Here is a 23,369-nt window from a genome sequence, read left to right as displayed (position 1 = left end):
TGTTTAGGTAAAAAGTATCAACATAAATAGAAAATTACGATAATATGAAAAGAGGAGGTGATCCTGTGAAGAAAAATACTCATATACATGTGACGAGTGAAGCGAGACAGCAGCAATTGGACTATTCCGGTGTAAATGAAGAAAAATTACAATTGCTAAACAAATATAGTACGATTCTGATGCCCTATGTGGATCGAGTGGTAGAGTCGTTATATAACGAGATTTATCAGGTGCAAGAGTTGCGGAATATCATTAATCGACGTAGTACATTAGAGCAATTAAAATTGACTCAAAAGCAGTACCTACTAGAAATTCTGGCCGCAAAAATCGATGACCGTTATATTCAGAATCGCTATTTAATAGGGAAAGTGCATTTTACCATCGGCTTAGGACTACAGTGGTATATTGCGACGTATGCCAAATATTTAGAGATTCTGTCGAAAGTCATTGAACGCGAGATTCCGGAAGAATCGATTCTATTAATTAACGCGCTGCAAGCTGTTTTTTCCTTTGATACGCAAATTGTTTTAGAATCGTATAATCGTGTAGAAATGGAACACGCGGTCCATCCCCTGCGTTATGAAATGGATCGAATTCGCCATCTGATCGGATTTACCGATGAAGATTTGCGGCTGATTGATGAATTCAGCGGGTTTATTTCTTTCAGGGTCTCCAAAATTATTGAACGTTTCTGGGAACTGTTTAGCGTCCATGCGGAGAAAAGTGCTCCTCTCCTAATGAAAGGCTCCTTTGACTATACGAAGTTCCGGGACTTTGCTTTTAATTTTCTTCTCCAATTTTTCCAGGATAAAATTTATATGGATTTAGAAGCGTATCATCGTGTGATTCGCGACTGGTCGCGCCTCGTATTGGATGGAACCGTACAATATCCGTTCTATTTTGTACTAGGGGAATGCCTGAATCAAACGATGCGGGACATTTTCCTGAATTCGGAAGCGGATACAAAAATGTACCGCTTCGTAACTGCCTTTGAAAAACTGATGAAATTCACGATTTCTCTGCTGCAGGATATTCTTAAACCTTATCAATCCTTTCAGCATTTTAAATTTCTTGATATTTATGCGTGTGAAATCAGTGTTTCCGACTTCGGGAGAATTACGTGGGTAGATGAATCGATGCAGAAATCCCCTTATGGAGCGGCGGGGGACGAAGAGCGGAGTTTGGTTGGCAAACGCTGTTACCAGGTGATACGGCAGCGGAACTTTCCCTGCACCGACTGCGCAATTCTAACCAAATCAACCCATGCGACAATGTTTCTGTGCACCGAGCATACGACCAAAGCGCTTCATACCCCACAGAATGAAATCTTTGGGTTATCCCATGCGCTGTTAATTATCCAGGATAAAACACGGGAGCGAAAGATGATATTTGATACGCTAGACGGGTTGCTGCAGCTGGCGGAGTTCCGGGATGACGACACCGGTGCCCACGTGTACCGGATCGGAATGTTGTCGGAGGAACTGGCACGCCTCGCGGGGTGTGATGAAAGTTTTGTAAAGAACATTCGTACAGCCGCTCAGTTCCATGACATCGGAAAAGTCGGAATTCCCGATTCGATCTTGAATAAACCGGGAAAATTAACGCCTGAAGAAAGGGAGTACATGCAGACCCATGCACAGATCGGTTACCAAATATTAGCCAACATGGATTTGCCCATTATCCAGATGGCCGCCCGGATTGCGCAAACCCATCACGAATGGTGGAATGGAAAGGGCTATCCCAGTCGGCTTAAAGGAGAGGACATTCCGCTGGAAGGGAGAATTGTCGCGATTGTCGATGTGTTTGATGCCCTTTTATCGAAAAGGGTCTATAAGGAACCGTTCTCTCTGGAACAGGTGAGAGAAACATTACTTGAAGGCAAAGGAACACAATTTGATCCGCGGTTAATTGATTTATTTCTCGAGATGTGGGACGACTTTGTGGAATTTCGTTTTAAGGAAATCACGTGAAGACTTTTTCGCAAATAAACAATAGTATTGGATAAAGGTTTTTAAAATGGAGATAATTAACAAGAATGATAGGAGGACGCAAATACCGTATGTAAAAGAGGCGAAAAAATATGGGTTCAAAAACCGTCATGATGTTACTGATAGCTACCGTTGTTATCAACATAACCGCCTGCAATAATAACGCGGCCACTTCTCCGGCCGCCCATATACAAAGCCCCGCAAAGCCCGCACCAGAAGCCGATCCTCCCGGAGTATCTATGGCAGAAGGATTCCGCCCCGGTTCGGGTCTGACCGCTCCTTTAACAGGACTGCCGGAAACGCGTGAAAATAGCGATCGGGTGATTGCTGTGATGGTCAATAACCATTCAAAAGCCAGGCCCCAGTCGGGCTTGGATAAAGCGGACATGGTGTATGAACTCCTGGAAGAAGGGTTGATTACCCGCTTTATGGCCTTCTATCAAAGCGAGGCGCCCAGAGTCGTGGGACCTGTGCGAAGTGTGCGCCCGTACAACGTTGATATTAGCAATGGATTTGACGCCATCATTTCCCACGCGGGCGGGAGTGTGGAAGCGCTCGGTATGCTCCGCAGCGGCGGCAGATCTTCCGATATGGACGAGATTTATTCGTACCCCAAGGCATACTGGCGAGATTCTTCCCGTAAAGCGCCGCACAACTTATATACAAGCGTTGAAAAACTGCGCAGAGGCGCTCTAAAAAAGGGATATAAACTGGATGGAACGGCACCGGCGTTTCCGTTCATGAACGAAACAGACCAGGTGCAGGGACAGACTGCATCTACGATTACCGTCCACTACTCCAAGCAAAATACGGCAGGCTATGTGTATGATCCTGAAAAAAAACTGTATATGAGATGGACAGCGGGCAAACCGCATTTGGACCGGGAGACAGGAAAACAGTTATCGGCGGTAAACGTGCTGGTCGTAGGGGCACAGCACAGAATTATCGACAGTGAAGGAAGGCTGGAAATTGATATCAACGGACCGGGTGACGGGTACTTATTCCAGCACGGCAAAGTGATGAAAATTACCTGGGAACGCAGGGATGGGGCAATCCGGGCGTACCGAAGTGGCAAGGAAATGCCTCTCTACCCCGGACATACGTGGGTAAATGTTGTGCCGAATCAGCCAACGTTAACTGCACACCTGTTATTCCACTAAAAGAAAACGATTTCCTTGTCAAAATGTCACCTATCCCCTATGATAGAAGGAAGAAACACTTTAGTTCGTGAAAATTGTAAAGTATCACTCGGATAAAGAATCTTTATAGCGTTATGGGGAGGGGACAAACCTGATGCAGCTTGATAAAATTAAGGGAAAAGAATTGGAGCAGTTGTTTGAAGCTGTGCTGTCATTAAGTTCAATGGAAGAATGCTACTTGTTTTTCGATGACCTGTGTACGGTCAATGAGATGAAATCAATGGCCCAGCGCCTGGAAGTTGCCCGTATGCTGCGGGAAAAGCAAACGTACAGCAAGATAGAAGAAGAAACAGGCGCCAGCACGGCGACCATTTCCCGGGTAAAGCGCTGCTTAAACTATGGCAACGGCGGGTACCTCATGGCGCTGGAACGGGTACATACACCACAAAAAAAGCAGGAATAACGGCAGCGACAGAAGAATAGCTTTACTAAAATCAGACGAGGGAGCTTCCATGGGGGCTTCCTTTTCATTTTGTATCCCCCTCGTATTTTTGTTTATAATGTAGGCAGGATATAAGGATGATGAGAGGAGCAGTCATATTGGAGATTCAAAAATGGCGTCATGTGTTTAAACTCGACCCGGCTAAAGAAATCGATGAAGCAACGCTCGAAGCGGTGTGTGAATCGGGAACGGATGCTATCATCGTTGGCGGTACGATGAATGTTACGTTTGACAATACCATCGATTTACTGGGAAGAATTCGCCGGTATGCCGTCCCCTGTACGCTGGAAGTGTCAAACATCGAAGCGGTCGTGACCGGTTTTGACGCCTACTTTATCCCGTTGGTCTTAAACGCCCGGGACCCGGAGTGGATTTTAGGTGCGCATGTGAAAGGGTTGGAAGAGTATGGGCCGTTTATCCGCTGGGACGAAGTTTTTGTCGAAGGGTATGTGATTGGCAACCCGGATGCATCAGCGGCCCGCCTCACAGGCAGCGAGACGGACCTCTCCGAGAATCGTGTCAAAGCGTATGCGAGGTTGGCGGATCAGATGCTGAAGCTGCCGATTTTTTATATGGAATACAGCGGAGTCTACGGCGACCCGGAGAAAGTAAAAGCCGCGCAGAAAGTAATACATAACAGCCGCATTTTTTACGGCGGAGGAATTTCTACACCCGAACAGGCGGCGGAGATGGCCCAATGGGCTGACACGATTGTCGTCGGAAATATCATATATGATGATGTGGCTGCCGCCCTCTCGACAGTGGCAGCCGTTAAGGGAAGCCCGGTCTGATAAGAGCAGCATGGGCTGATTTTTACTAAGGCTATCGCCGGTGCCGTTGGCTTGGCGTTAGCCAAGTTTTCTTTGCGAAAAAGCCATACGTTTGTTCGCTTTTTATTATATAATAGTGTAGTAAAGGGCAAGTCCGGCTAGCGGTGAGAAACTATAGTCTCACCGGCACAGAGGCAACAGCCATGTTTTTTAGAAAGGAGCCCTTGAGATGAATACGTTTTTAAATAAAGACGATGTTGTAAAAGATTTAAACCCGCAGCAAAAGGAAGCGGTGCTCACAACGGAAGGCCCGTTGCTTATTCTTGCCGGCGCCGGAAGTGGAAAAACCCGGGTGCTGACCCAGCGAATTGCCTATTTGCTAACCGAAAAGAGAGTTGCCCCGTGGAGCATTCTGGCTCTCACGTTCACAAATAAAGCCGCCCGCGAAATGAAAGACAGGGTGGCAGCCATCGTTGGTCCGGATGCCGAGGACATCTGGATATCCACGTTTCACTCGATGTGTGTGCGTATTCTGCGTCGTGATATCGACCGGATTGGCTACAGTCGCAACTTCACCATTCTTGATTCGGGCGACCAGCTTACTGTGGTGAAGCAGGGGTTAAAAGAGCTCAATATCGACCCGAAAAAGTTTGACCCGAAAATGATCCTCAACATCATTAGCAGTGCAAAAAATGAGCTGAAAGGCCCGGAGCAGTTCGGACAGGCGCTGATGGGGCCGATCGAGCAGGTCGCTTATGATGTGTATGTGTATTACCAGAAAAAGCTTAAAAGCAACAACTCGCTTGATTTTGACGATTTAATTATGAATACGATCCAACTGTTCAAGCAGATGCCTGAGGTGCTGGAATTCTACCGAAAGAAATTTAAGTATATTCATGTGGATGAGTACCAGGATACAAACCGCGCCCAGTACCTGCTCGTCCAGATGCTGGCTGCCGGCTCGGAAAATATCTGTGTCGTAGGGGACTCGGACCAGTCGATTTACAGCTGGCGCGGGGCCGACATTACGAACATCTTAAACTTTGAGAAGGACTACCCGACGGCGAAGGTGATTCTTCTTGAACAAAATTACCGCTCCACGAAGAAAATCCTGGAGGCGGCCAACCATGTCATCGCCAATAATATAAATCGGAAGGCAAAAAATCTCTGGACGGACAACGATGAAGGCTCCCAGATTCGCGTCTATACGGCGGACAGTGAACATAAGGAATCGTATTTTATTGTCGAAGAAATTCAGAAAGCGGTCCGCACAGGCCGGAGATACCGTGATTTTGCCGTTCTCTACCGCACGAACGCCCAATCCCGGGTGGTGGAGGAAGTGTTCGTGAAGTCCGGAATTCCGTACACGATGGTCGGCGGCACGAAGTTCTATGACCGCAAAGAGATTAAAGATATGCTCGCTTACCTGCGATTAATTTCCAATCCGGATGATGATTTGAGTCTGACCCGCATCATTAATGTACCGAAGCGCAGCATTGGCGCCGCTACGGTGGATAAAATTGTGGCATATGCGGCGTCGCAGGGGATTTCGATGTACCGGGCGATTCAGGAAGTCGAGCAAATCGGATTGCCCGCGCGGACAACCGGGTATGTGCGTGATTTTGCTACGCTGATTCGCAACCTCGAACAGATGCAGGAATTCGTGAGCGTAACGGAATTGGCTGAGGAAGTGCTCAGCCGGACAGGCTATAAAGAGGAACTGCACAAAGAAGGCACGATTGAAGCCCGCTCGCGTTTGGAAAACTTAGATGAATTTTTATCCGTTACGATTGAATTCGAGCGGAAAAATGAAGATAAATCGCTCGTTGCATTTTTGACTGACCTCGCGCTTGTCGCGGACATCGATACGCTCGATGAAGAAGAGGACAAAGGGAACGCCGTTGTGCTTATGACGCTGCACAGCGCGAAGGGACTGGAGTTTCCCGTTGTCTTCCTGATCGGCATGGAGGACGGAATTTTCCCGCATACGCGGGCGCTTCTTGAAGAGGTTGAAATGGAAGAGGAACGCCGTCTCGCTTACGTAGGAATCACGCGGGCGGAGCATGACTTGTTTTTAACCCGGGCGAGAATGCGCACCCTGTACGGCCAGACGAAAATGAATCCTCCTTCCCGCTTTATCGAGGAAATTCCGCCCCACCTTATTCAGATAGAAGGAACAGTCGAGGAAAGATGGGGAACAGGTTCCCGGGGAATGTCAGCAGGCGGGATATCCGCCGACATGTCCGCTGGCGGCGCGTCCGCCTTTTCCGCAGGGCGAGCCGGTTTTTCTGTTTCGGCAGCGAAAACATCCGCCTACGGCTCCCGTCCGGCCGTACAGCAGCAGGCGGCACAGGGTGCGGATTTGACGCAGGAGTGGAAAGCGGGCGAGAAAGTGGCTCATAAGAAGTGGGGGAAAGGCACGGTCGTGATGGCAAAAGGCGATGGGGTGGATCTCGAACTCACTATTGCTTTTCCTGACCCGGTTGGCGTGAAAAAGCTGCTCGCCAAATTTGCCCCGATTGAGAAAGTTTAACGAATAGGAGCGAACGTGAATGGATCGGACGCAGGCCACTCAGCGAATCCAAGAGCTGCGTGAAACCATTGAAGAGCAGAACTACTGGTATTATGTAAAAGATGAACCGAAAATGACAGACCACGAGTATGACCTTCTGATGAAGGAGTTAATCGCGCTGGAAGGAGAGTTTCCGGAACTGCTTACCCCGGACTCTCCATCACAGCGGGTCGGCGGTACACCGCTGGATGCTTTTGAAAAAGTTCAGCATACGACCCCGATGCTGAGTCTGGGCAACGCGTTTGACGAACAGGATCTGCGGGACTTTGACCGGCGTGTCCGGCAGGCAATCGGGACGGAGGAGCCGATTCGCTATGTGTGCGAACTCAAAATAGACGGTCTGGCCGTTTCGCTGCGCTATGAAAATGGCCGCTTTGTGCAGGGGGCGACCCGCGGGGACGGTACAACCGGGGAGGATATTACCCAGAATCTAAAAACGATCCGGGCCCTGCCGCTCGTTCTAAAGGAGCCGTACAGTTTTGAAGTGCGGGGAGAGGCGTATATGCCGCGCCGCGCGTTTGAAAAGCTGAATGCTATCCGCGCAGAACAGGGTGAACCGCTGTTTGCCAACCCGCGCAACGCGGCAGCCGGGTCGCTGCGGCAGCTGGACCCGAAGATAGCTGCTGAGCGTTCGTTAAGCATTTTCCTGTATTCCCTGGTGGGGGACGATCTGCCCGTTGCTTCCCACAGCGCCGCGCTGCACCTGCTGGAAGGCCTCGGGTTTAAAGTTAATCCTGAACGCCGGGAATTTACCGGAATCGAAGATGTAATTACGTTTGTGCAAAGCTGGACGGAAAAACGGAACACTCTCGGGTATGATATTGACGGGATGGTCATTAAGGTAGACAGCTTTGCCTACCAGGAACAGCTTGGCTTCACCGCGAAAACCCCGCGCTGGGCTATCGCTTATAAATTCCCGGCGGAAGAAGCGGTAACCATTCTGCGGGACATTGAAGTCAACGTGGGGCGAACCGGTGCCGTAACGCCGACCGCCGTACTCGACGCAGTAAGCTTGGCGGGAACAACGGTCAAGCGCGCCTCCCTCCACAATGAGGACATTATTCGCGGCAAAGGCATTATGCTTGGGGACCACGTTGTCGTAAAAAAGGCCGGGGACATCATTCCGGAAGTCGTGGAAGTAAAAACCAACATGCGCACCGGTGAAGAGAAGCCGTATGAAATGCCGACCCACTGCCCCGCCTGCGGCAGCGAACTGGTCCGGCTGGATGAAGAAGTGGCGCTGCGCTGTATCAACCCGAAGTGCCCGGCGCAAATCCGCGAAGGCATCATCCACTTTGTTTCCCGCAATGCGATGAACATTGAAGGCATCGGGGAGCGTGTCGTCACCCAGTTTCATGAACAGGGCTTAATTCACAGTGTGGCCGACCTTTATTACCTTAACCGGGAAGAACTGCTGGCTCTCGAACGTATGGGCGAAAAATCGGTCGATAATATTCTGGCCGCGATTGAGAAAAGCAAGGAAAACTCGTTGGAACGCCTGCTGTTTGGCCTCGGGATTCGCTTTGTCGGAGAGAAAGCCGCAAAGCTGCTTGCCCAGCGTTTCGGGACGATGGATGAGCTGAAAAATGCACCGGTCAATGACATTGTTGCCATCCACGAAATCGGGACGAAAATTGCGGAAAGCGTCAGCAAATATTTTGCGATGCCTGAAGTGGGAGATACGTTGAACCGGCTCAAAGATGCTGGCGTTAATATGGAATATAAAGGCCTGCGCCCGCAGGAAGTCGATCAGGATTCTCCGTTTAGCGGAAAAATCGTTGTCCTTACCGGCACGCTGGAAAAGTTAACGCGCAAAGAAGCACAGGAAATGATCGAGGCGCGCGGTGGAAAGGTATCCGGCAGCGTCAGCAAGAAAACCGACTTCGTCATCGCCGGTGAAGAAGCCGGGTCCAAACTGGAAAAAGCAGAGCAGCTCGGCGTTCAGGTGATTGATGAACAAACCTTCCTGGAGTGGATCGGGGAGCAGGAGAGGCAGTGGCCTTAAAAACACCAGCAGGTTAAGTCGTACGGGAAGTCACGTTTCATGGATAGAGGATATAAGCGCACAGAACGTTTATTTGGATTGAAGATATAAAAGAACATCGAGCCCATTGAAGCGGCTTGATGTTCTTTTTTTTTTGCAAATACATCTTGTTTTAGTGTCGAAATTTCCCGTTTCTTCTAAACAGTTAAGTAACCAGGTGAATTAGCCGTTCCTTTTTTACGCACGTTGAATTTATTAAATTTGTATACAAAAGCAATGGAGGGAACGATATGGAAGGAAACCATTCTCATTCGCATGATATTGAGTTTATCAATTGGCAGGTCAAAGCGGGGCCTCCGCACAGACATCCGTATGCGACCTATACCACCATCACCCGTGGACACAGGCACTTTATGGAAGGGTATACTTCTGTCAATCCAGGCGGCATAGATAACCACGTTCATTATTATTCAGGTACAACGACATTTGCAGATGGTCACGTACATGCTTACCGGGGTACAACGGGACCTGCCATTCCTCTGCCAGGTGGAGGGCATGTACATGCATTTTATGGTGAAACCTCGGTTGCAGATGGACATGTACACTATTATCAAGGAAGAACAGGCAGAGGAGTATAACGTAGTTATTCAATTAGTACTATTTTTACTGTAAAAATAAAGCAAGTAATAATCATGTAAAAACGCTGCCCCTAATCGGGGCAGCGTTTGCCGCTTTTGCTATGACGAAGTATGATGAAACAGGAAAGGTTACTTTCCGGTAGAGGCAGCGACCTTTTTGTTTTGGAAGGAAATCATCTGTGAAACCGTAGCAAACCGGTATCCTTCTTTCGATAACTTATCTAAAATGATTTCCAGGGCTTTGACTGTTTGAGATCGATCTCCACCTGAATCGTGAAACAAGACAATGTTTCCGGGTTTAGCGTTCTTACATACTTTGTCTACGATTTTTTGAACACCGGGACTTCGCCAGTCCTTCGTATCCTGTGTCCATGACCACATCACCACCAAATGATTTCCGGTTTTTGCGGCTTCGACTACTTTATCATTGTATGTCCCGCCTGGTGGGCGGAAGAGAGCGGGATAGGTACCGATAATGGCATGAATAGTATTATCAGTATCATTGATTTCTCTTAGTAAAGTAAATTGCTTAATGGTGCGCATATTCGGATGATGGTACGTATGATTGGCAATTTCGTGCCCTTTTTGTTTCATTTCTTTAATAAGTGAAGCATTGCTTTCGGCCTTGCTGCCGATCACAAAAAAAGTCCCTTTCGCCTCATATTTATCTAATAAATCCAGTATTTGTTGGGTGTATTGAGGATCAGGCCCATCGTCAAACGTCAGAGCGATCACTTTATCCTTTGTATTTATTTCCCAAATAATATCTCCCTTTGCTTCCCAATATGCCCGGTTTTTAATGGCCGCCTCTGCAACTTTCTGGTTCATCCCAAAAGAGTGCAGTAAAAGACCGATTAGAATAGCGTGTTTAATCAACTTAGTCATGTCTATCTCCTCCGTCAATTCCACCATGCCCTACATCAATATCGATAGGTGTATTTACTTGAGGCCAAGCGTTAACGGTGTTATCCTCATAAACAGTCACCATACCGTATGTAGGAATAAGTTATGTGTTTAGTTTGAACGTGTTGGTTTGTTTTTACTATAGAATTTTTATATTTGACGCGGTTCACCTTAGATTCCTCAAGTTGCGAGGCCTTTGCTTCTTTGGTATCATGTTATTTATATTGACATAAATCTGTCTGTGATGAAGGAAACAGGAGGTGTAAAACGATGAGTGCAATTTCCCGCACGGAAGTGGAGTATGTAGCGAAGCTTGCCCGCTTGAATCTGACGGAAGAGGAAGCGGTGAAATATACGGAACAATTGAACGCGATTCTCGAATTTGCCGGAAAGCTGAATGAACTGGATACATCGAATATCGCGCCGACCAGCCATGTGCTGGATGTGTACAACGTGGTGCGCGAGGACGAGGCACGCCCGTCTGTCAATCGCGAGCTTGCCCTGCGCAATGCGCCGGATGAAGAAGACGGGCAATTTAAAGTGCCGGCGGTAATGGAGTAGAAAGGAGGATACATCGTGTCTTTATTTGATAAACGTTTAATGGATATACATACTGATATCGATAAGGGAGAAATTACTGTAACCGACCTGGTTGACGCTTCGTTTGAGCGAATCAAGCAGGTGGATGAGAAGGTAAAATCCTTTATTACGCTTGATGAAGAGAATGCCCGGAAGCGGGCCAAAGAATTGGACGAGCAGCAATCCCGCGGCGAGGAGAAAGGATTGCTTTTTGGCCTGCCCGCGGGAATTAAGGATAACATCGTCACGGAGAATCTGCGCACAACCTGTGCGAGCAAGCTGCTGTCCAATTACAATCCGATTTACAACGCGTCCGTTATGGACAGGCTGCACGCTTCCCAATCCGTGATGATAGGTAAAATGAACATGGATGAATTTGCGATGGGCGGCTCAACCGAAAACTCCGGCTTTTTTAATACATATAATCCGTGGAACCTTGACTACGTGCCCGGTGGATCCAGCGGTGGTTCTGCCGCATCCGTTGCGGCGGGCGAAGTTTACTTTTCGCTTGGTTCGGATACAGGCGGGTCCATTCGCCAGCCTGCCGCGTATTGCGGCGTTGTTGGCTTGAAGCCGACATACGGGCTTGTGTCGCGTTTCGGTCTGGTGGCGTTTGCGTCATCGCTTGACCAGATCGGGCCGATTACGAAAAATGTGGAGGACGCCGCGTATGTGCTGCAGGCGATTGCCGCCCACGACCCGTTTGACTCCACTTCGGCCGATGTAGACGTGCCGGATTACATTTCCATGTTGACAGGCGATGTGAAAGGTTTGCGCATTGGCGTTCCAAAAGAATTAATGGGCGAAGGCATTGACGCGGAGGTAAAAGAAAAAGTTACAGCTGCACTTAAGGTGCTGGAAGGGCTTGGCGCGGTTGTTGAGGAAGTTACGCTGCCCCATACGGAATACGCCGTGCCAACGTACTACCTGATCGCTCCGTCTGAAGCGTCTTCAAACCTTGCCCGGTATGATGGGGTACGCTACGGTGTGCGCGCCGACAATGCGGACAATCTCATTGAAATGTATCGCGAAACCCGCAGCCAGGGCCTCGGACCGGAAGTGAAGCGGCGCATCATGCTTGGTACGTATGCATTAAGTTCCGGCTATTATGATGCCTACTACAAAAAGGCGCAGCAGGTTCGCACGCTGATTAAGCGGGACTTTGATGAAGTATTCAGTAAGTACGATGTGATTATCGGACCGACCACACCGACAACCGCCTTTAAAATCGGCGAAAAAGTAAATGACCCGTTAACGATGTATTTGGAAGACATTTGTACCATTCCTGTCAACCTGGCGGGGATTCCGGCTATCAGCGTTCCGTGCGGATTTGCAGGCAACGGGATGCCTGTTGGCCTTCAAATCATAGGGAAGGCCTTCGATGAAGCGACTGTCCTTCGTGTTGCCCATGCGTATGAGCAAAATACGGAGCATCACCAGGCTCGTCCTAAGCTGTAAGGGGGTAAGAAACGATGGAATTCGAAACCGTTATCGGTCTGGAGGTTCACTCCGAACTATCTACCGAAAGTAAAATTTTCTGCGGCTGCTCAACCGAATTTGGCGCGCCGCCGAATACACATACATGCCCGATCTGTCTCGGTCACCCAGGCGTACTGCCGGTGCTGAATAAAAAGGCCGTTGAATATGCCATGAAAGCGGCTCTCGCATTAAACTGCGAAATTGCCCATGAGAGCAAATTCGACCGGAAAAACTATTTCTATCCGGATCTGCCGAAAGCCTATCAGATTTCACAGTACGACCAGCCAATCGGCGAGAACGGCTGGATTGAAATCGAAGTCAATGGAAAAACAAAGCGGATCGGGATTACCCGCCTCCACTTGGAAGAAGACGCCGGCAAGCTGATTCACGCGGAGAGCGGTTATGCTTCCCTCGTTGACTTCAACCGTGTGGGAACGCCGCTGATTGAGATTGTATCCGAACCGGACCTTCGCTCGCCTGAGGAAGCGCGCGCGTACCTGGAAAAGCTTAAAGCGATTTTACAGTACTGCGAAGTATCCGATGTAAAAATGGAAGAAGGCTCGCTGCGCTGTGATGCCAACATTAGTTTGCGCCCGGCAGGACAGGAGAAATTCGGGACACGTGCCGAGCTGAAAAACATGAACTCTTTCCGCAACGTACAGCGGGGGCTTGAATATGAAGAATACCGCCAGGCGGAAATTTTGCGCGGCGGCGGGGAAGTCGTACAGGAAACGCGGCGCTGGGATGATGCCAACAGCAAGACGGTATCGATGCGCGGTAAAGAAGAAGCGCATGACTACCGTTATTTCCCGGATCCGGACCTGGTCAGGCTGAAAATCAGCCGCGAATGGGTCGACGAGATTCGCAGTACGATCCCGGAACTGCCGGATGCACGGAAAGCCCGCTACGTTTCCGAATATGGGCTGCCTGACTATGATGCCGGTGTGATCACCATGTCTAAAGACGTTTCCGATTTCTTCGATGCCGCGGTAAAAACGGGCGCCGATGCCAAAGCTGTTTCCAATTGGATCATGGGTGAATTAATGGCTTACCTCAACGCTAACCAGTTGGAGATTAAAGAGATCAAAATGACGCCGGAAGGTCTTGGCGAGATGATCAAGCTGATCGATAAAGGCACGATCAGCAGCAAAATCGCAAAAACAGTCTTTAAGGAAATGATTGAAACCGGGAAGTCACCGGAGAAAATCGTTGAAGAAAAAGGCCTTGTGCAGATTAGCGATGAGGGCGAACTTAAGAAAATCGTTGACGAAATTGTGGATGCGAACCCGCAATCGGTTGCCGATTTCAAAGCGGGGAAAGATCGCGCCCTTGGCTTCCTCGTCGGTCAAATTATGAAAGCCACCAAAGGGAAAGCGAACCCGGGGCTTGTCAATCAGCTGCTTAAAGATAAGCTTGCCCAGCTGTAATCGGCGAAAAGGATGTACCAATTGTAACGGTTGTAAAAGAAATGCTGAGAAGCCGATTTGTTTTGTCATAGCAAATCGGCTTTTATGATATATAGACTTTTTCAATTTTTCGAATACACAGCAGGCAGGCAAACCCTCAACGTTGGACGCATGCGATTCGGATATAAAGGAGGCAAGGAGGATGCAGACAGGCGAATGGCTGACGATTTCCGATATTTCTAAACAGCTCGGTTTGGAAGAAAGCACGATCCGGTTTTACCGCAATAAATTTGAGAAATATATTCCTTTTGTAGGGCAGGGTTCGTCCAGACGTTACTATGCCGCATCGGTTGAGATTTTCCGCTTTATTAATCAGGCCTTTAAAAAGGACTTAAATGTACTTGAGATTGAAGAAGCATTAAACAAATCCAGCAGAAAAGAAAGTCAGAAAGACATACTGGAACAGCAAAAGTCGCTGCTCGCGTCTGTCTCCGCTGTGTTTGAACAGGTGCAGATGATCATGGAGGAAATGGCGGATGTGATTGACGAATTGAATCGCTACCGTCTTTCTTTTGAAAAAAAGGAACAAGATTTAACCGCACGCATCGAAAGGCTGGAGCAGAAAGCCCGCCTTCCTTTCTGGAAAAGATGGTTAGGCCTTTCGTAGGCCTTTCACAAAAGGAGGAACCACGAATTATCATGAAACAAGGGGTGCTTGTCATCAGCCATGGCTCACGTAAACAGGGCTGGGTAGACGGGATTGAACATGTGATTGGACAGGTAAACACCGGGCTCCCGCTAGAGGCAGTCTATCTGGAGTTAGTGGAGGGAAAGGCCATCTATGACGGCATCCGGCACCTGGAAGAGAAGGGTGTCGAAGAAATCATCGCGGTCCCGCTTTTTGTCTGCAGCGGAAGCACCCATTTAGCTGAAATCAGGTACGCGCTGGGCGTGAGCCCCAGGCCTTCGTTTGAAACGGATTTAGAGCCGCTGCCGCTTCGGGCACGCGTGACGTGGGCGGAGCCAATGGATGATCACCCGCTTATCCTTGAGATTCTTAAAGAGCGGATTAGCAGGCTATCCACCAGGCCAGAGGAGGAAGTACTCATGGTCGCCGCTCATGGGAGCGAGCTGCCCGGATACCGGGAAACATGGGAGGCTGTTGTTGGGAGGATGACCGCTTCTTTGCGGCGGGAGCTTGGCTTTAAGGGCGCCACGTATGGGATGATTCACCCGGATACGATCCGGCAGCGGGCGGAAGCGGTCGCGCGGAAAAACCGCCTCATTGTTCTCCCGCTTTTTTTAAGTGGAGGCTATTTTACGGAACGTCTTATTCCGCAGAAACTCGCCGGCATTCCACACCAATACGATGGAAGCACCTATCTGCCCGATGAAAAAGTCGCCAGGTGGATCGAGCAAGTGGTTGCCAGGTACAAGCCTGATGGATCGAGCAAGTAATTGCCAGATACAACGTTTGACGTTTAACTGTTCAAGTGCAGCTATGAGCTAAACTTTTACGTACAAATTTCAGGTACCCCTCACCGTTAACTATCCGCCAGCGCATGCTCCACCCGCAGCAAATGCTTGGTAATCAGCCGTTTCGCCTTCGCAGCGTCCCGCTCTTTAATCGCAGCGTAAATCTCATAATGTTCCTGATACAGGCGGGTAGCTGACTCATCCTTGCTGTACAGCCACAAATTGCGCGTATCGCGAATCGTATGGTTCATCGCTTCCGAAATCCCTTCCATCATACTGATCAGGAAAGGGTTTTTTGTTGCGGCCGCGATCCCCATATGAAAATGAATATCGTAAATCCGGCTGATCTCCTCATTTTCGAGCGAAACCGACATCTTCTTTAAAATGTCCTCCAGTTTCTCCAGGTCCGATGAGTCACGCTGCTGTGCAGCCAGTTCCGCACAACCGGTCTCAATAATTTTGCGCACCTGCAGCAAATACGTAAGTTCTTCCCGGTTGCCGATGATGAGCGGATGCATCGATGTGAGCGCAAACTGCGCACTTTTCTGTACGTACGTCCCTTCCCCCTGCCGGGATTCCACCAGGCCGCGCGCTTTTAGTTGGCTTAGCGCCTCACGAATTGTCGATTTTCCAACCCCGTACTGCTCTGCCAGCCGGTCGATGGTGGCGATTTTCATTCCAGGCTTTAGAACGCCTTCATGAATCATTTTTTCTAAATCTTCCGCTACAACTTGATAACTTTTTTTGAGTAAACTCATGTCCAAGAGAAACCCTTTCTAATGAATCCGATAATTTATTTTTTCCTCCCTTTACTCTACACAATTTTCCGATTATATGATAGAGTGAGGATAAATTCATCTGATGACCTGCTGAATAAATACGAGGAGGGTTTCCATTTTTATGGATAAGGAAATAAAAGGCCAGCTGCGGGCGATTGTCGGAGATGGCTGGTTTCTCGATACACCGAATGAATTGTATGCGTATTCATACGACGCAACCCCGCTGTACCAGTCGATGCCCGATGCGGTGGTAATGCCGTCGTCAGTGGAGGAGATTGCGGCTATTTTAAAAGTAGCCAATGAATACCGGATTCCGATTACCTCGCGCGGCTCCGGAACGAACCTGAGCGGAGGGACGGTTCCTGTGGACGGCGGAATTGTTCTGCTGACGACTCGCTTGAATCAATTGCGTGAAATCGACCAGGAGAACCTGACGGCGACGTTCGGACCGGGAATGATAACCGCCGATCTGCATAAAGCGGTTGAATCGATGGGTCTTTTTTATCCGCCCGATCCGGGAAGTATGCGCATTTCCACGATGGGGGGGAATGTCGCTGAATGTGCCGGCGGCATGCGCGGCTTAAAATACGGAGTGACAAAAGATTATATTATGGGTCTGAAGGCCGTGCTGCCGACAGGGGAAGTGATTCGCGTCGGAGGGAAAAATGCGAAAGACGTGGCAGGCTATGATGTGACAAAATTGCTCGTCGGCTCCGAGGGAACGTTGGCCGTCGTGACAGAGATTACCGCCAAACTTCTGCCACTGCCGCCGGCGAAGCAAACGCTGGTCGCGTATTACAACGATCTGACAGATGCGGCGCGCACGGTGCAGCGAGTGATCACGGAAAAAATTATCCCGGCCACGATGGAATTCCTGGACCAGGCGACGATGATCGTTGTCGAGGATTTCGCGAAAATCGGGCTGCCGCTTGATGTGCAGGCAATGCTCATCATTGAGCAGGACGGGACGCAGTTGCAGGTGGAACAGGATATCGAAAGAATCGCTGAAATTTGCCGCGCAGAAGGGGCGATTGATGTACGGACGGCGCAGACCGCGGAAGAAGGCGCGAGCCTTATGGCGGCGCGGCGGGCAGCCCTCTCGGCGCTGGCGCGGGTGAAACCGACGACGATTCTCGAAGATGCAACAGTGCCGCGGGCCCGCCTGGCGGAGATGGTCGAACAGGTAAACCGGATTGCGAAGAAATACAGCGTGCATATCTGCACATTCGGGCATGCGGGGGACGGCAACCTGCACCCGACGTGCCTGACGGACGAGCGGGATCAGGAAGAAATCCACCGGGTGGAGCAGGCGTTTGAAGAAATTTTTCATAGCGCGATCGCACTCGGCGGAACGATCACGGGGGAACACGGGGTCGGCATGGCCAAAGCCGGGTTTCTTGAGTTAAAAGTCGGAGCGTCAGGCATTGAGCTGATGAAGCGAATTAAAGAAGCGTTTGACCCCCACGGCATAATGAATCCGGGAAAAATTTTTGCGAAAAGCGACCGACGAAGGGTGGTAGTGAAGACGAATGCGTGCGGATGCCAACACGAACACAACCATGCCTGAGGGAATAGAATTTACGGAGCGAAAAGAACGAACGGAGCGGATAGAACAAACAGAAGGAATGGAACGAATAGAACAAGTAGATCGCATAGAATCAGTAGACAGAATTGAACCAAAAAAGCAAATAAAACAAACAAAACAAGCAGAACAGCAGCCGGCATGCGCGACGACGAACATGAGCCTGCTGGCCAAGTTTGATATGGACGAAATGATGAACTGTATGCAGTGCGGGTTCTGTTTGCCTGCCTGCCCGACCTACCGGCAGACGGGGAAAGAATATGCCAGCCCCCGTGGGCGAATTGCCCTGATGAAGGGGGTTGCCCAGCAGGATCTCGACATCGATAACGAGTTTGAGAGCAATATGTACCTTTGCCTTGGCTGCCGCGCCTGTGAGACGGCGTGCCCGGCGGGTGTGCCGTACGGCAGCCTCGTGGAGACCGCGCGTGAGGTCGTGGAAACGAATAAGAAGAAGCAGAAGACATCTCCTTTTATCCGGGATATTATCTTTAACAAGGTGTTTCCGCACCCGAAACGGGTCGAAAAGCTCGGCGCCGCGCTCTGGGCAGCTCAGACAGCCGGCCTGCAGACGCTGGCAAACAAGACCGGCCTCATTAACATGCTCCCCCGTCCGATGGCGGAAATGCAGCAGGCGGTGGAAAAAATAGCCTCGCCCGCCGAGAGGAAGAAGCGCCAGCCGGTGATGAAGCCGGAAAAAGTGGAACAGGAAATAATGACCTCCGAAAAAACGGAGACGGAAACCGCAACCCGGCCGCTAAAAATTGGGTTGTTTACCGGCTGTATTATGGATGTCATGTTTTACGAGACGAATCAGGCGACGGCGCGCGTTCTCGTCAAAGCCGGCTGTGAAGTTGTGTTTGTGGAAAATCAGGCCTGCTGCGGAGCGCTGCATGCGCACTCCGGAGAAAAAAGCGGTGCGGTTGAGCTCGCCAAGCGCAATATTGAGGCGTTTGAAAAAGCCGGGGTGGACTTTATCGTGAACAACGCCGGTGGATGCGGCGCTGCGCTCAAGGAGTACCACCACTGGTTCCACGATGAGCCGGAGTGGAAAGAGCGCGCGATGGCGTTCGTCGCCAAGATGCGGGATGCGAATGAACTGCTGGCGGAACTTCCGCCGCTCGAATTCAGCAAAGAACTGCCGCTGCGCGTGACGTACCAGGATTCGTGCCACCTCGCGCACGGCCAGGGGATTCGCAACCAGCCGCGCCAGCTCATCCGCAGCATTCCCGGCGTGGACTATATTGAATTGGCCAATGCCGACAGCTGCTGCGGCTCGGCTGGCATTTACAACATCACCAATTTTGATATGTCAATGAAAATCCTTGACGGCAAGATGGAGGATGTGAAGAAAACCAAGGCCGTCGTCATCGTCACCTCCAACCCCGGCTGCCTGCTGCAGATGAAGCAGGGGATTATCCGGGCGGGGATGAAAGACCGTATGGAAGCGGTTCATATTATGGATTTGCTGGACCGTGCGCTGTAAGTGATAAAAGTAAGGTAAAAGTAAGGTAAAAGCAAGGGAGAGCAAGGGAGAGAAAGGTAAAAGACGGATGAAAGTACGGTACTACTATTTTGTGGATTCCTGCGGTTCACAAAGCAGTTGTAAACGCATATAATAAAAAGATAAGACTCCTGCCATTGGTTTTGTGGTAGGAGTTTTATTGTGATAGGATAAATAATGAACAAATAGTTAAATTTTTCATAGGGATGATGATGCGTATGAAACGCGCGCGTTTAATATATAACCCGTCCGCCGGGCGGGAAGAAGTCCGCAAAAGAATACCCGATATCCTGAACAAGCTGGAAATGGCCGGATATGAAACCTCATGCCATGCGACGAAAAGCGATGGGGACGCAACAAGGGCAGCCCGCAGAGCAGTTGATAGCCGGTTTGATTTAGTGATCGCGGCAGGTGGGGACGGAACCATCTATGAGGTGGTCAATGGCCTTGCCGAACAGAGCTATCGTCCGGCACTTGGCATTATCCCTGCCGGCACAACGAATGACTTCGCCCGGGCGATCGGACTGCCCCGCTCCATAATGAAGGCGGTTGAGGTGATTGCCAAGGGAAAACCATACCCTGTTGATATCGGAAAAATGAACGATCGCTATTTTATTAACATCGCCGGGGGTGGCGCACTCACGACCCTTACGTACGAGGTGCCGAGCAAGCTGAAAACGGTGCTCGGCCAGCTTGCGTATTATATGAAGGGAATGGAGAAGCTCCCGTTCCTCTCTCCGATGCCCATCCGGATTGAAACGGATGACCATATCATTGACGAAGAAATCATGCTGTTTCTCATCGCCAACAGCAATTCGGTCGGTGGCATGGTCAGAATGGCCCCGAATGCCAAGCTCGATGACGGGCTGTTTGATGTCTTAATCCTGAAGAAAATATCTCTCGCTGATTTCATCCGGATTGCCACCATGGCCATTAAAGGGGAACATATCAAAGACCCGGCTGTCATGTATTTTCAGACGAAGAGTTTTAAAGCAACCTCGCCAAAAGAGGTTAAACTAAACCTTGACGGTGAACTCGGGGGCATGCTCCCGTGTACGTTTACGGCTCTGCCGGGGCATATTCAGTTGATACGGTGAGTTGAACCGGTAAGGGGGGCTTAGTTGCTCCACGCTACGTTCTTACATTCGTTTAAAAAACATTGATTAAAACATATTGATTAAATTCGTAAATCACATCCGTTAAAAAATCTCTACAGATTTCAGGTGAACAAGTTTGGCCCACAAACAACAAAAGAAACGCACGTCAATCCCGGTATATGATTTGCCGGTCGAGAAAAATCAACGAATTGAACTCACGATTGAGGACCTGTCGCATGAGGGGAACGGCGTTGGGCGGTACGAAGGCTACACGATTTTTATCCCCGGTGTGCTTCCCGGCGAGCGGGTCGCAGTGTCTATGACAAAGCTAAAAAAGCAGTACGGCTATGCCCGGCTGCTTGACATTATAGATCAAAGCCCGGCCCGGCAGGAACCGCCCTGTCCGATCTATAAACGGTGCGGCGGGTGTACCCTGCAGCATTTTGATTATGCGGCACAGCTTGAATTTAAGCGGAAGCTGGTGGAGGATAACCTCAGGCGGATTGGAAAAATCGAGGGCGTACCCGTACATCCGACGATCGGGATGGAAAATCCGTGGCGCTACCGGAACAAGGCCCAGGTGCCGATTGGTGAAGAGGAAGGCGGCCTGATTGGCGGGTTCTATGCCCAGCGCACGCACGAAATCATCGATATGGAAAGCTGCCTGATCCAGCACGAGCACAACGATAGGCTCGTTCAGCAGGTGAAAAGGATTGCGAGTAAATACGGAATCCCCGCTTACTTTGAAGGAACGCACCGGGGCGTGCTGCGCCATGTGGTAACGAAAGTAGGCTTTGCGACGGGTGAACTTATGCTCGTGCTTGTCACGAACGGGGACAGGCTGCCGCATAAAGATGCGCTGGTGGAAGAGCTTGTACAGGAAATCCCCGGCCTGAAAAGCATCGTCCAAAACGTCAATACGAAGCGGACGAATGTGATTTTCGGCGACACCACGCGCGTGCTGTGGGGTCAGGAGTATATCTACGACACAATCGGCAGCGTAAAATTCGCCATATCCGCCCGCTCCTTCTACCAGGTAAACCCGGTGCAAACGGAGCGGCTGTACAGCAAGGCGCTCGAATACGCGGCTTTAAGCGGCAGCGAGAATGTGATTGATGCTTACTGCGGAATCGGGACGATTTCTTTGTTTCTCGCGCAGAAAGCCAAGCATGTATTCGGCGTGGAAATCGTGCCGGATGCGATAGAGGATGCAAAGCGGAACGCCCGGTTGAATGGAATGAAGAACGTAACGTTTGAGGTAGGGGAAGCCGAAGTCGTCATCCCCCGCTGGTATGAAGAAGGAAACAGGGCGGATGTGATCGTCGTTGATCCCCCGCGCAAAGGATGCGATGAGGCATTGCTGCGAACGATTGTAGAGATGAAACCGGAACGTGTGGTGTATGTATCGTGCAACCCTGCGACCTTGGCGAGGGATTTGCGGATGCTGGAGGATGGCGGGTATAGGACGGTGCAGGTTCAGCCGGTGGATATGTTCCCTCATACGGTGCATGTGGAGTGCTGTGCGTTGATAGTGAGAAGTATTGTGAAGAAACAATAAACTCTTGCAAGTACAATAAACCCCTGAAATCGGAATAATAAAGTCCTGAAAAAAGCGGGATTCAAAGCGGGATAAAAAAAGGGGAAATCCTTTTGTATCAAGCCTTGACCCAGTTTTTCTTTCAGGACTTTTTTTGTATACAAATAATGTTTTGCAAAAAAAACGTGAGTGGAAAATCGAGAAAATGCGGGATTTGTGCAGGACTTTATTGTCACAGCGAACGGTGGAATGCGGGTTGGAGGGGGGAGAAATTGCAGGAGATTATTATGCCGTAACATAGTAGCAGTGAAAAAACAGAAACAAATTTTTGTGTTTTGTTTCTGTTTTTTTAGGGGTAAGGGGATAGGGGAAAACAAGTATTGATATCCAGTTTCAATGCGGGTATCATAAACGTATAATAAGGAACAAACGTAAATGAAGTAAGGACGGGGAAAAAATGCAGGTATTGAGGATTCCCAACAAAAGTCCATATTATATAAATTAACGCTCAGTCATAGGACTGGGCGTTTTTCATTGTGTTTGTTTTCTAACTGTATAGAAAGGAGCGGAGAACATGTTACTGAATAAAATTTGCGACAAAAATTTTCTAATAAACTCCTTGATTGAATTTATTGGGGACTTTCTTATGATTGTAATGGCTCTTGTTGCAGGCTATTACCTTAAACTTATGTTGATGTAATGGATAAGGGTACGGTTGTTCTTCTTTGCAAATTGTGTAGAACTGTATAGGAAAGCGAAGAGTCCTAAGGAGGAGTAAAAAGTGAATCCCTCGGTTGAAGTAGAAAATGGCATAGTTCAAAAAATAATGCATGATGAAATAGCATCCGACATGGACATTTTTCAAGTTGAAATATCAGAGTGGCTACGAATATTACCGAATCAATACAAAGTATTTGAGTTGATAGTGGATGGAATCGAAAGGGAAGAAGCATTTTTTGCAAAACTGAATGAAGTTTCAGAGTATTTAATGGAACGGTAGCGAAAAAGCGGAAAATGAGATTAGCAAAATGAGAGTTACTGATTGAAAAAGGAGTGTAGTAACATGCTAATGAAAAGTCCTCTTATACCTGTACGAGAACCTCAACCCTTAAACGCTAAGATATGGGATGAACACACGTCAGAAGAGCACAAATGGGAGCTGTGGGATGGAATCCCCTTCTTTAAAGATGGAATCGAAAGAGACCGTCTTACGATTTGTCTCATTCACAGTATGGGATTGAAACACTTAGTACAATTGTTACCTGAACAATCCAGAAATGACTTACGGCAGTTACTTATGGATGCTGAAAAATAGGTTGGAGAATTTAATTGAACAAATCAAACATGACAATGTTCACCTTGAAAAAAGGAGTCAGACAAGGAGGTAAGTACGGTACAAGAAATAACGTTTTGCTCTTTAAGGGTCAATAGTTGAAT

General features: G+C 49.2%; 19 protein-coding genes. 17 read left to right on the top strand and 2 right to left on the bottom strand.

The window, feature by feature from the left end; all coding sequences use genetic code 11:
- The first annotated feature begins 65 nt into the window (after positions 1 to 65).
- From H525_RS0118665 to H525_RS0118635, 7 genes are all read left to right on the top strand, one after another.
- Positions 66 to 1,970: a protoglobin domain-containing protein gene (locus H525_RS0118665; RefSeq protein ID WP_027417424.1), complete on the top strand. Its 1,905-nt coding sequence runs from the start codon at positions 66 to 68 to the stop codon at positions 1,968 to 1,970.
- Between the two features lie 110 nt (positions 1,971 to 2,080).
- Positions 2,081 to 3,148 (top strand): DUF3048 domain-containing protein, encoded by a 1,068-nt coding sequence (locus H525_RS0118660; RefSeq protein ID WP_027417423.1) that lies wholly within the window; start codon positions 2,081 to 2,083, stop codon positions 3,146 to 3,148.
- Positions 3,149 to 3,281: 133 nt separating this feature from the next.
- The gene (locus H525_RS0118655; protein WP_027417422.1) at positions 3,282 to 3,590 is read left to right on the top strand and encodes a YerC/YecD family TrpR-related protein; all 309 of its coding nucleotides are present in this window, start codon (positions 3,282 to 3,284) and stop codon (positions 3,588 to 3,590) included.
- A gap of 134 nt (positions 3,591 to 3,724) precedes the next feature.
- Positions 3,725 to 4,420, top strand: a complete 696-nt coding sequence (pcrB, locus tag H525_RS0118650) for a heptaprenylglyceryl phosphate synthase (RefSeq protein ID WP_027417421.1) — start codon at positions 3,725 to 3,727, stop codon at positions 4,418 to 4,420.
- Positions 4,421 to 4,628: 208 nt separating this feature from the next.
- Positions 4,629 to 6,932: a DNA helicase PcrA gene (gene pcrA, locus H525_RS0118645; protein WP_027417420.1), complete on the top strand. Its 2,304-nt coding sequence runs from the start codon at positions 4,629 to 4,631 to the stop codon at positions 6,930 to 6,932.
- A gap of 19 nt (positions 6,933 to 6,951) precedes the next feature.
- Positions 6,952 to 8,976 (top strand): NAD-dependent DNA ligase LigA, encoded by a 2,025-nt coding sequence (gene ligA / locus H525_RS0118640; protein WP_027417419.1) that lies wholly within the window; start codon positions 6,952 to 6,954, stop codon positions 8,974 to 8,976.
- A gap of 269 nt (positions 8,977 to 9,245) precedes the next feature.
- Positions 9,246 to 9,593, top strand: a complete 348-nt coding sequence (locus H525_RS0118635; RefSeq protein ID WP_035101908.1) for a YmaF family protein — start codon at positions 9,246 to 9,248, stop codon at positions 9,591 to 9,593.
- Between the two features lie 129 nt (positions 9,594 to 9,722).
- Here the strand turns inward: H525_RS0118635 and H525_RS0118630 are convergent, their stop codons facing one another.
- The gene (locus tag H525_RS0118630; protein WP_027417417.1) at positions 9,723 to 10,478 is read right to left on the bottom strand and encodes a polysaccharide deacetylase family protein; all 756 of its coding nucleotides are present in this window, start codon (positions 10,476 to 10,478) and stop codon (positions 9,723 to 9,725) included.
- Between the two features lie 288 nt (positions 10,479 to 10,766).
- Here H525_RS0118630 and gatC point away from each other — a divergent pair, with 288 nt between their 5' ends.
- The 5 genes from gatC to H525_RS0118605 all read left to right on the top strand — a co-directional run bounded on the left by gatC (position 10,767) and on the right by H525_RS0118605 (position 15,418).
- On the top strand, positions 10,767 to 11,057 hold the full coding sequence (gene gatC, locus H525_RS0118625; RefSeq protein ID WP_027417416.1) for an Asp-tRNA(Asn)/Glu-tRNA(Gln) amidotransferase subunit GatC: 291 nt from the start codon (positions 10,767 to 10,769) through the stop codon (positions 11,055 to 11,057).
- Positions 11,058 to 11,072: 15 nt separating this feature from the next.
- A complete protein-coding gene (gene gatA, locus H525_RS0118620; RefSeq protein ID WP_027417415.1) occupies positions 11,073 to 12,533 on the top strand; it encodes an Asp-tRNA(Asn)/Glu-tRNA(Gln) amidotransferase subunit GatA in 1,461 nt (486 codons plus the stop codon).
- A 14-nt stretch (positions 12,534 to 12,547) separates the two neighbouring features.
- Positions 12,548 to 13,981: an Asp-tRNA(Asn)/Glu-tRNA(Gln) amidotransferase subunit GatB gene (gatB, locus tag H525_RS0118615; RefSeq protein ID WP_027417414.1), complete on the top strand. Its 1,434-nt coding sequence runs from the start codon at positions 12,548 to 12,550 to the stop codon at positions 13,979 to 13,981.
- 181 nt (positions 13,982 to 14,162) lie between these two features.
- Positions 14,163 to 14,627 (top strand): MerR family transcriptional regulator, encoded by a 465-nt coding sequence (locus H525_RS0118610; RefSeq protein ID WP_027417413.1) that lies wholly within the window; start codon positions 14,163 to 14,165, stop codon positions 14,625 to 14,627.
- A 32-nt stretch (positions 14,628 to 14,659) separates the two neighbouring features.
- Positions 14,660 to 15,418 (top strand): sirohydrochlorin chelatase, encoded by a 759-nt coding sequence (locus tag H525_RS0118605; protein WP_027417412.1) that lies wholly within the window; start codon positions 14,660 to 14,662, stop codon positions 15,416 to 15,418.
- 86 nt (positions 15,419 to 15,504) lie between these two features.
- On the opposite strand, the gene H525_RS0118600 is transcribed toward H525_RS0118605, so the two are convergent.
- Positions 15,505 to 16,194 (bottom strand): FadR/GntR family transcriptional regulator, encoded by a 690-nt coding sequence (locus H525_RS0118600; protein WP_035101904.1) that lies wholly within the window; start codon positions 16,192 to 16,194, stop codon positions 15,505 to 15,507.
- A gap of 142 nt (positions 16,195 to 16,336) precedes the next feature.
- Here H525_RS0118600 and H525_RS24805 point away from each other — a divergent pair, with 142 nt between their 5' ends.
- The 5 genes from H525_RS24805 (at position 16,337) to H525_RS0118565 (ending at position 22,932) form a co-directional block, all read left to right on the top strand.
- Positions 16,337 to 17,782 carry an FAD-binding oxidoreductase gene (locus H525_RS24805; protein WP_051331160.1) on the top strand — a complete coding sequence of 482 codons (1,446 nt, stop codon included), beginning with the start codon at positions 16,337 to 16,339 and terminating at the stop codon, positions 17,780 to 17,782.
- Between the two features lie 172 nt (positions 17,783 to 17,954).
- Complete coding sequence (locus tag H525_RS0118590; protein WP_027417410.1) at positions 17,955 to 19,280, top strand: (Fe-S)-binding protein; 1,326 nt, start codon at positions 17,955 to 17,957, stop codon at positions 19,278 to 19,280.
- 236 nt (positions 19,281 to 19,516) lie between these two features.
- Positions 19,517 to 20,395, top strand: a complete 879-nt coding sequence (locus H525_RS0118585; protein WP_027417409.1) for a diacylglycerol kinase — start codon at positions 19,517 to 19,519, stop codon at positions 20,393 to 20,395.
- 136 nt (positions 20,396 to 20,531) lie between these two features.
- Positions 20,532 to 21,953 carry a 23S rRNA (uracil(1939)-C(5))-methyltransferase RlmD gene (rlmD, locus tag H525_RS0118580; RefSeq protein WP_425387746.1) on the top strand — a complete coding sequence of 474 codons (1,422 nt, stop codon included), beginning with the start codon at positions 20,532 to 20,534 and terminating at the stop codon, positions 21,951 to 21,953.
- A gap of 760 nt (positions 21,954 to 22,713) precedes the next feature.
- The gene (locus H525_RS0118565; protein ID WP_027417406.1) at positions 22,714 to 22,932 is read left to right on the top strand and encodes a hypothetical protein; all 219 of its coding nucleotides are present in this window, start codon (positions 22,714 to 22,716) and stop codon (positions 22,930 to 22,932) included.
- Positions 22,933 to 23,369 lie beyond the last annotated feature (437 nt).

The organism is Aneurinibacillus terranovensis DSM 18919, assembly GCF_000430625.1.
GTDB lineage: Bacteria > Bacillota > Bacilli > Aneurinibacillales > Aneurinibacillaceae > Aneurinibacillus_B > Aneurinibacillus_B terranovensis.
Note: the sequence above shows the minus strand (reverse complement) of the source record. Positions and strands in the feature narration are given on the sequence as shown.

Coding starts and splice junctions, on each gene's coding strand:
- H525_RS0118660 (WP_027417423.1), top strand. CDS start 2,081: ATGGGTTCAAAAACCGTCATGATGTTACTGATAGCTACCGTTGTTATC.
- H525_RS0118605 (WP_027417412.1), top strand. CDS start 14,660: ATGAAACAAGGGGTGCTTGTCATCAGCCATGGCTCACGTAAACAGGGC.
- H525_RS0118630 (WP_027417417.1), bottom strand. CDS start 10,478: ATGACTAAGTTGATTAAACACGCTATTCTAATCGGTCTTTTACTGCAC.
- H525_RS0118610 (WP_027417413.1), top strand. CDS start 14,163: ATGCAGACAGGCGAATGGCTGACGATTTCCGATATTTCTAAACAGCTC.
- gatB (WP_027417414.1), top strand. CDS start 12,548: ATGGAATTCGAAACCGTTATCGGTCTGGAGGTTCACTCCGAACTATCT.
- H525_RS0118585 (WP_027417409.1), top strand. CDS start 19,517: ATGAAACGCGCGCGTTTAATATATAACCCGTCCGCCGGGCGGGAAGAA.
- H525_RS0118655 (WP_027417422.1), top strand. CDS start 3,282: ATGCAGCTTGATAAAATTAAGGGAAAAGAATTGGAGCAGTTGTTTGAA.
- H525_RS0118600 (WP_035101904.1), bottom strand. CDS start 16,194: ATGAGTTTACTCAAAAAAAGTTATCAAGTTGTAGCGGAAGATTTAGAA.
- gatC (WP_027417416.1), top strand. CDS start 10,767: ATGAGTGCAATTTCCCGCACGGAAGTGGAGTATGTAGCGAAGCTTGCC.
- H525_RS24805 (WP_051331160.1), top strand. CDS start 16,337: ATGGATAAGGAAATAAAAGGCCAGCTGCGGGCGATTGTCGGAGATGGC.
- ligA (WP_027417419.1), top strand. CDS start 6,952: ATGGATCGGACGCAGGCCACTCAGCGAATCCAAGAGCTGCGTGAAACC.
- pcrA (WP_027417420.1), top strand. CDS start 4,629: ATGAATACGTTTTTAAATAAAGACGATGTTGTAAAAGATTTAAACCCG.
- H525_RS0118635 (WP_035101908.1), top strand. CDS start 9,246: ATGGAAGGAAACCATTCTCATTCGCATGATATTGAGTTTATCAATTGG.
- H525_RS0118590 (WP_027417410.1), top strand. CDS start 17,955: ATGAGCCTGCTGGCCAAGTTTGATATGGACGAAATGATGAACTGTATG.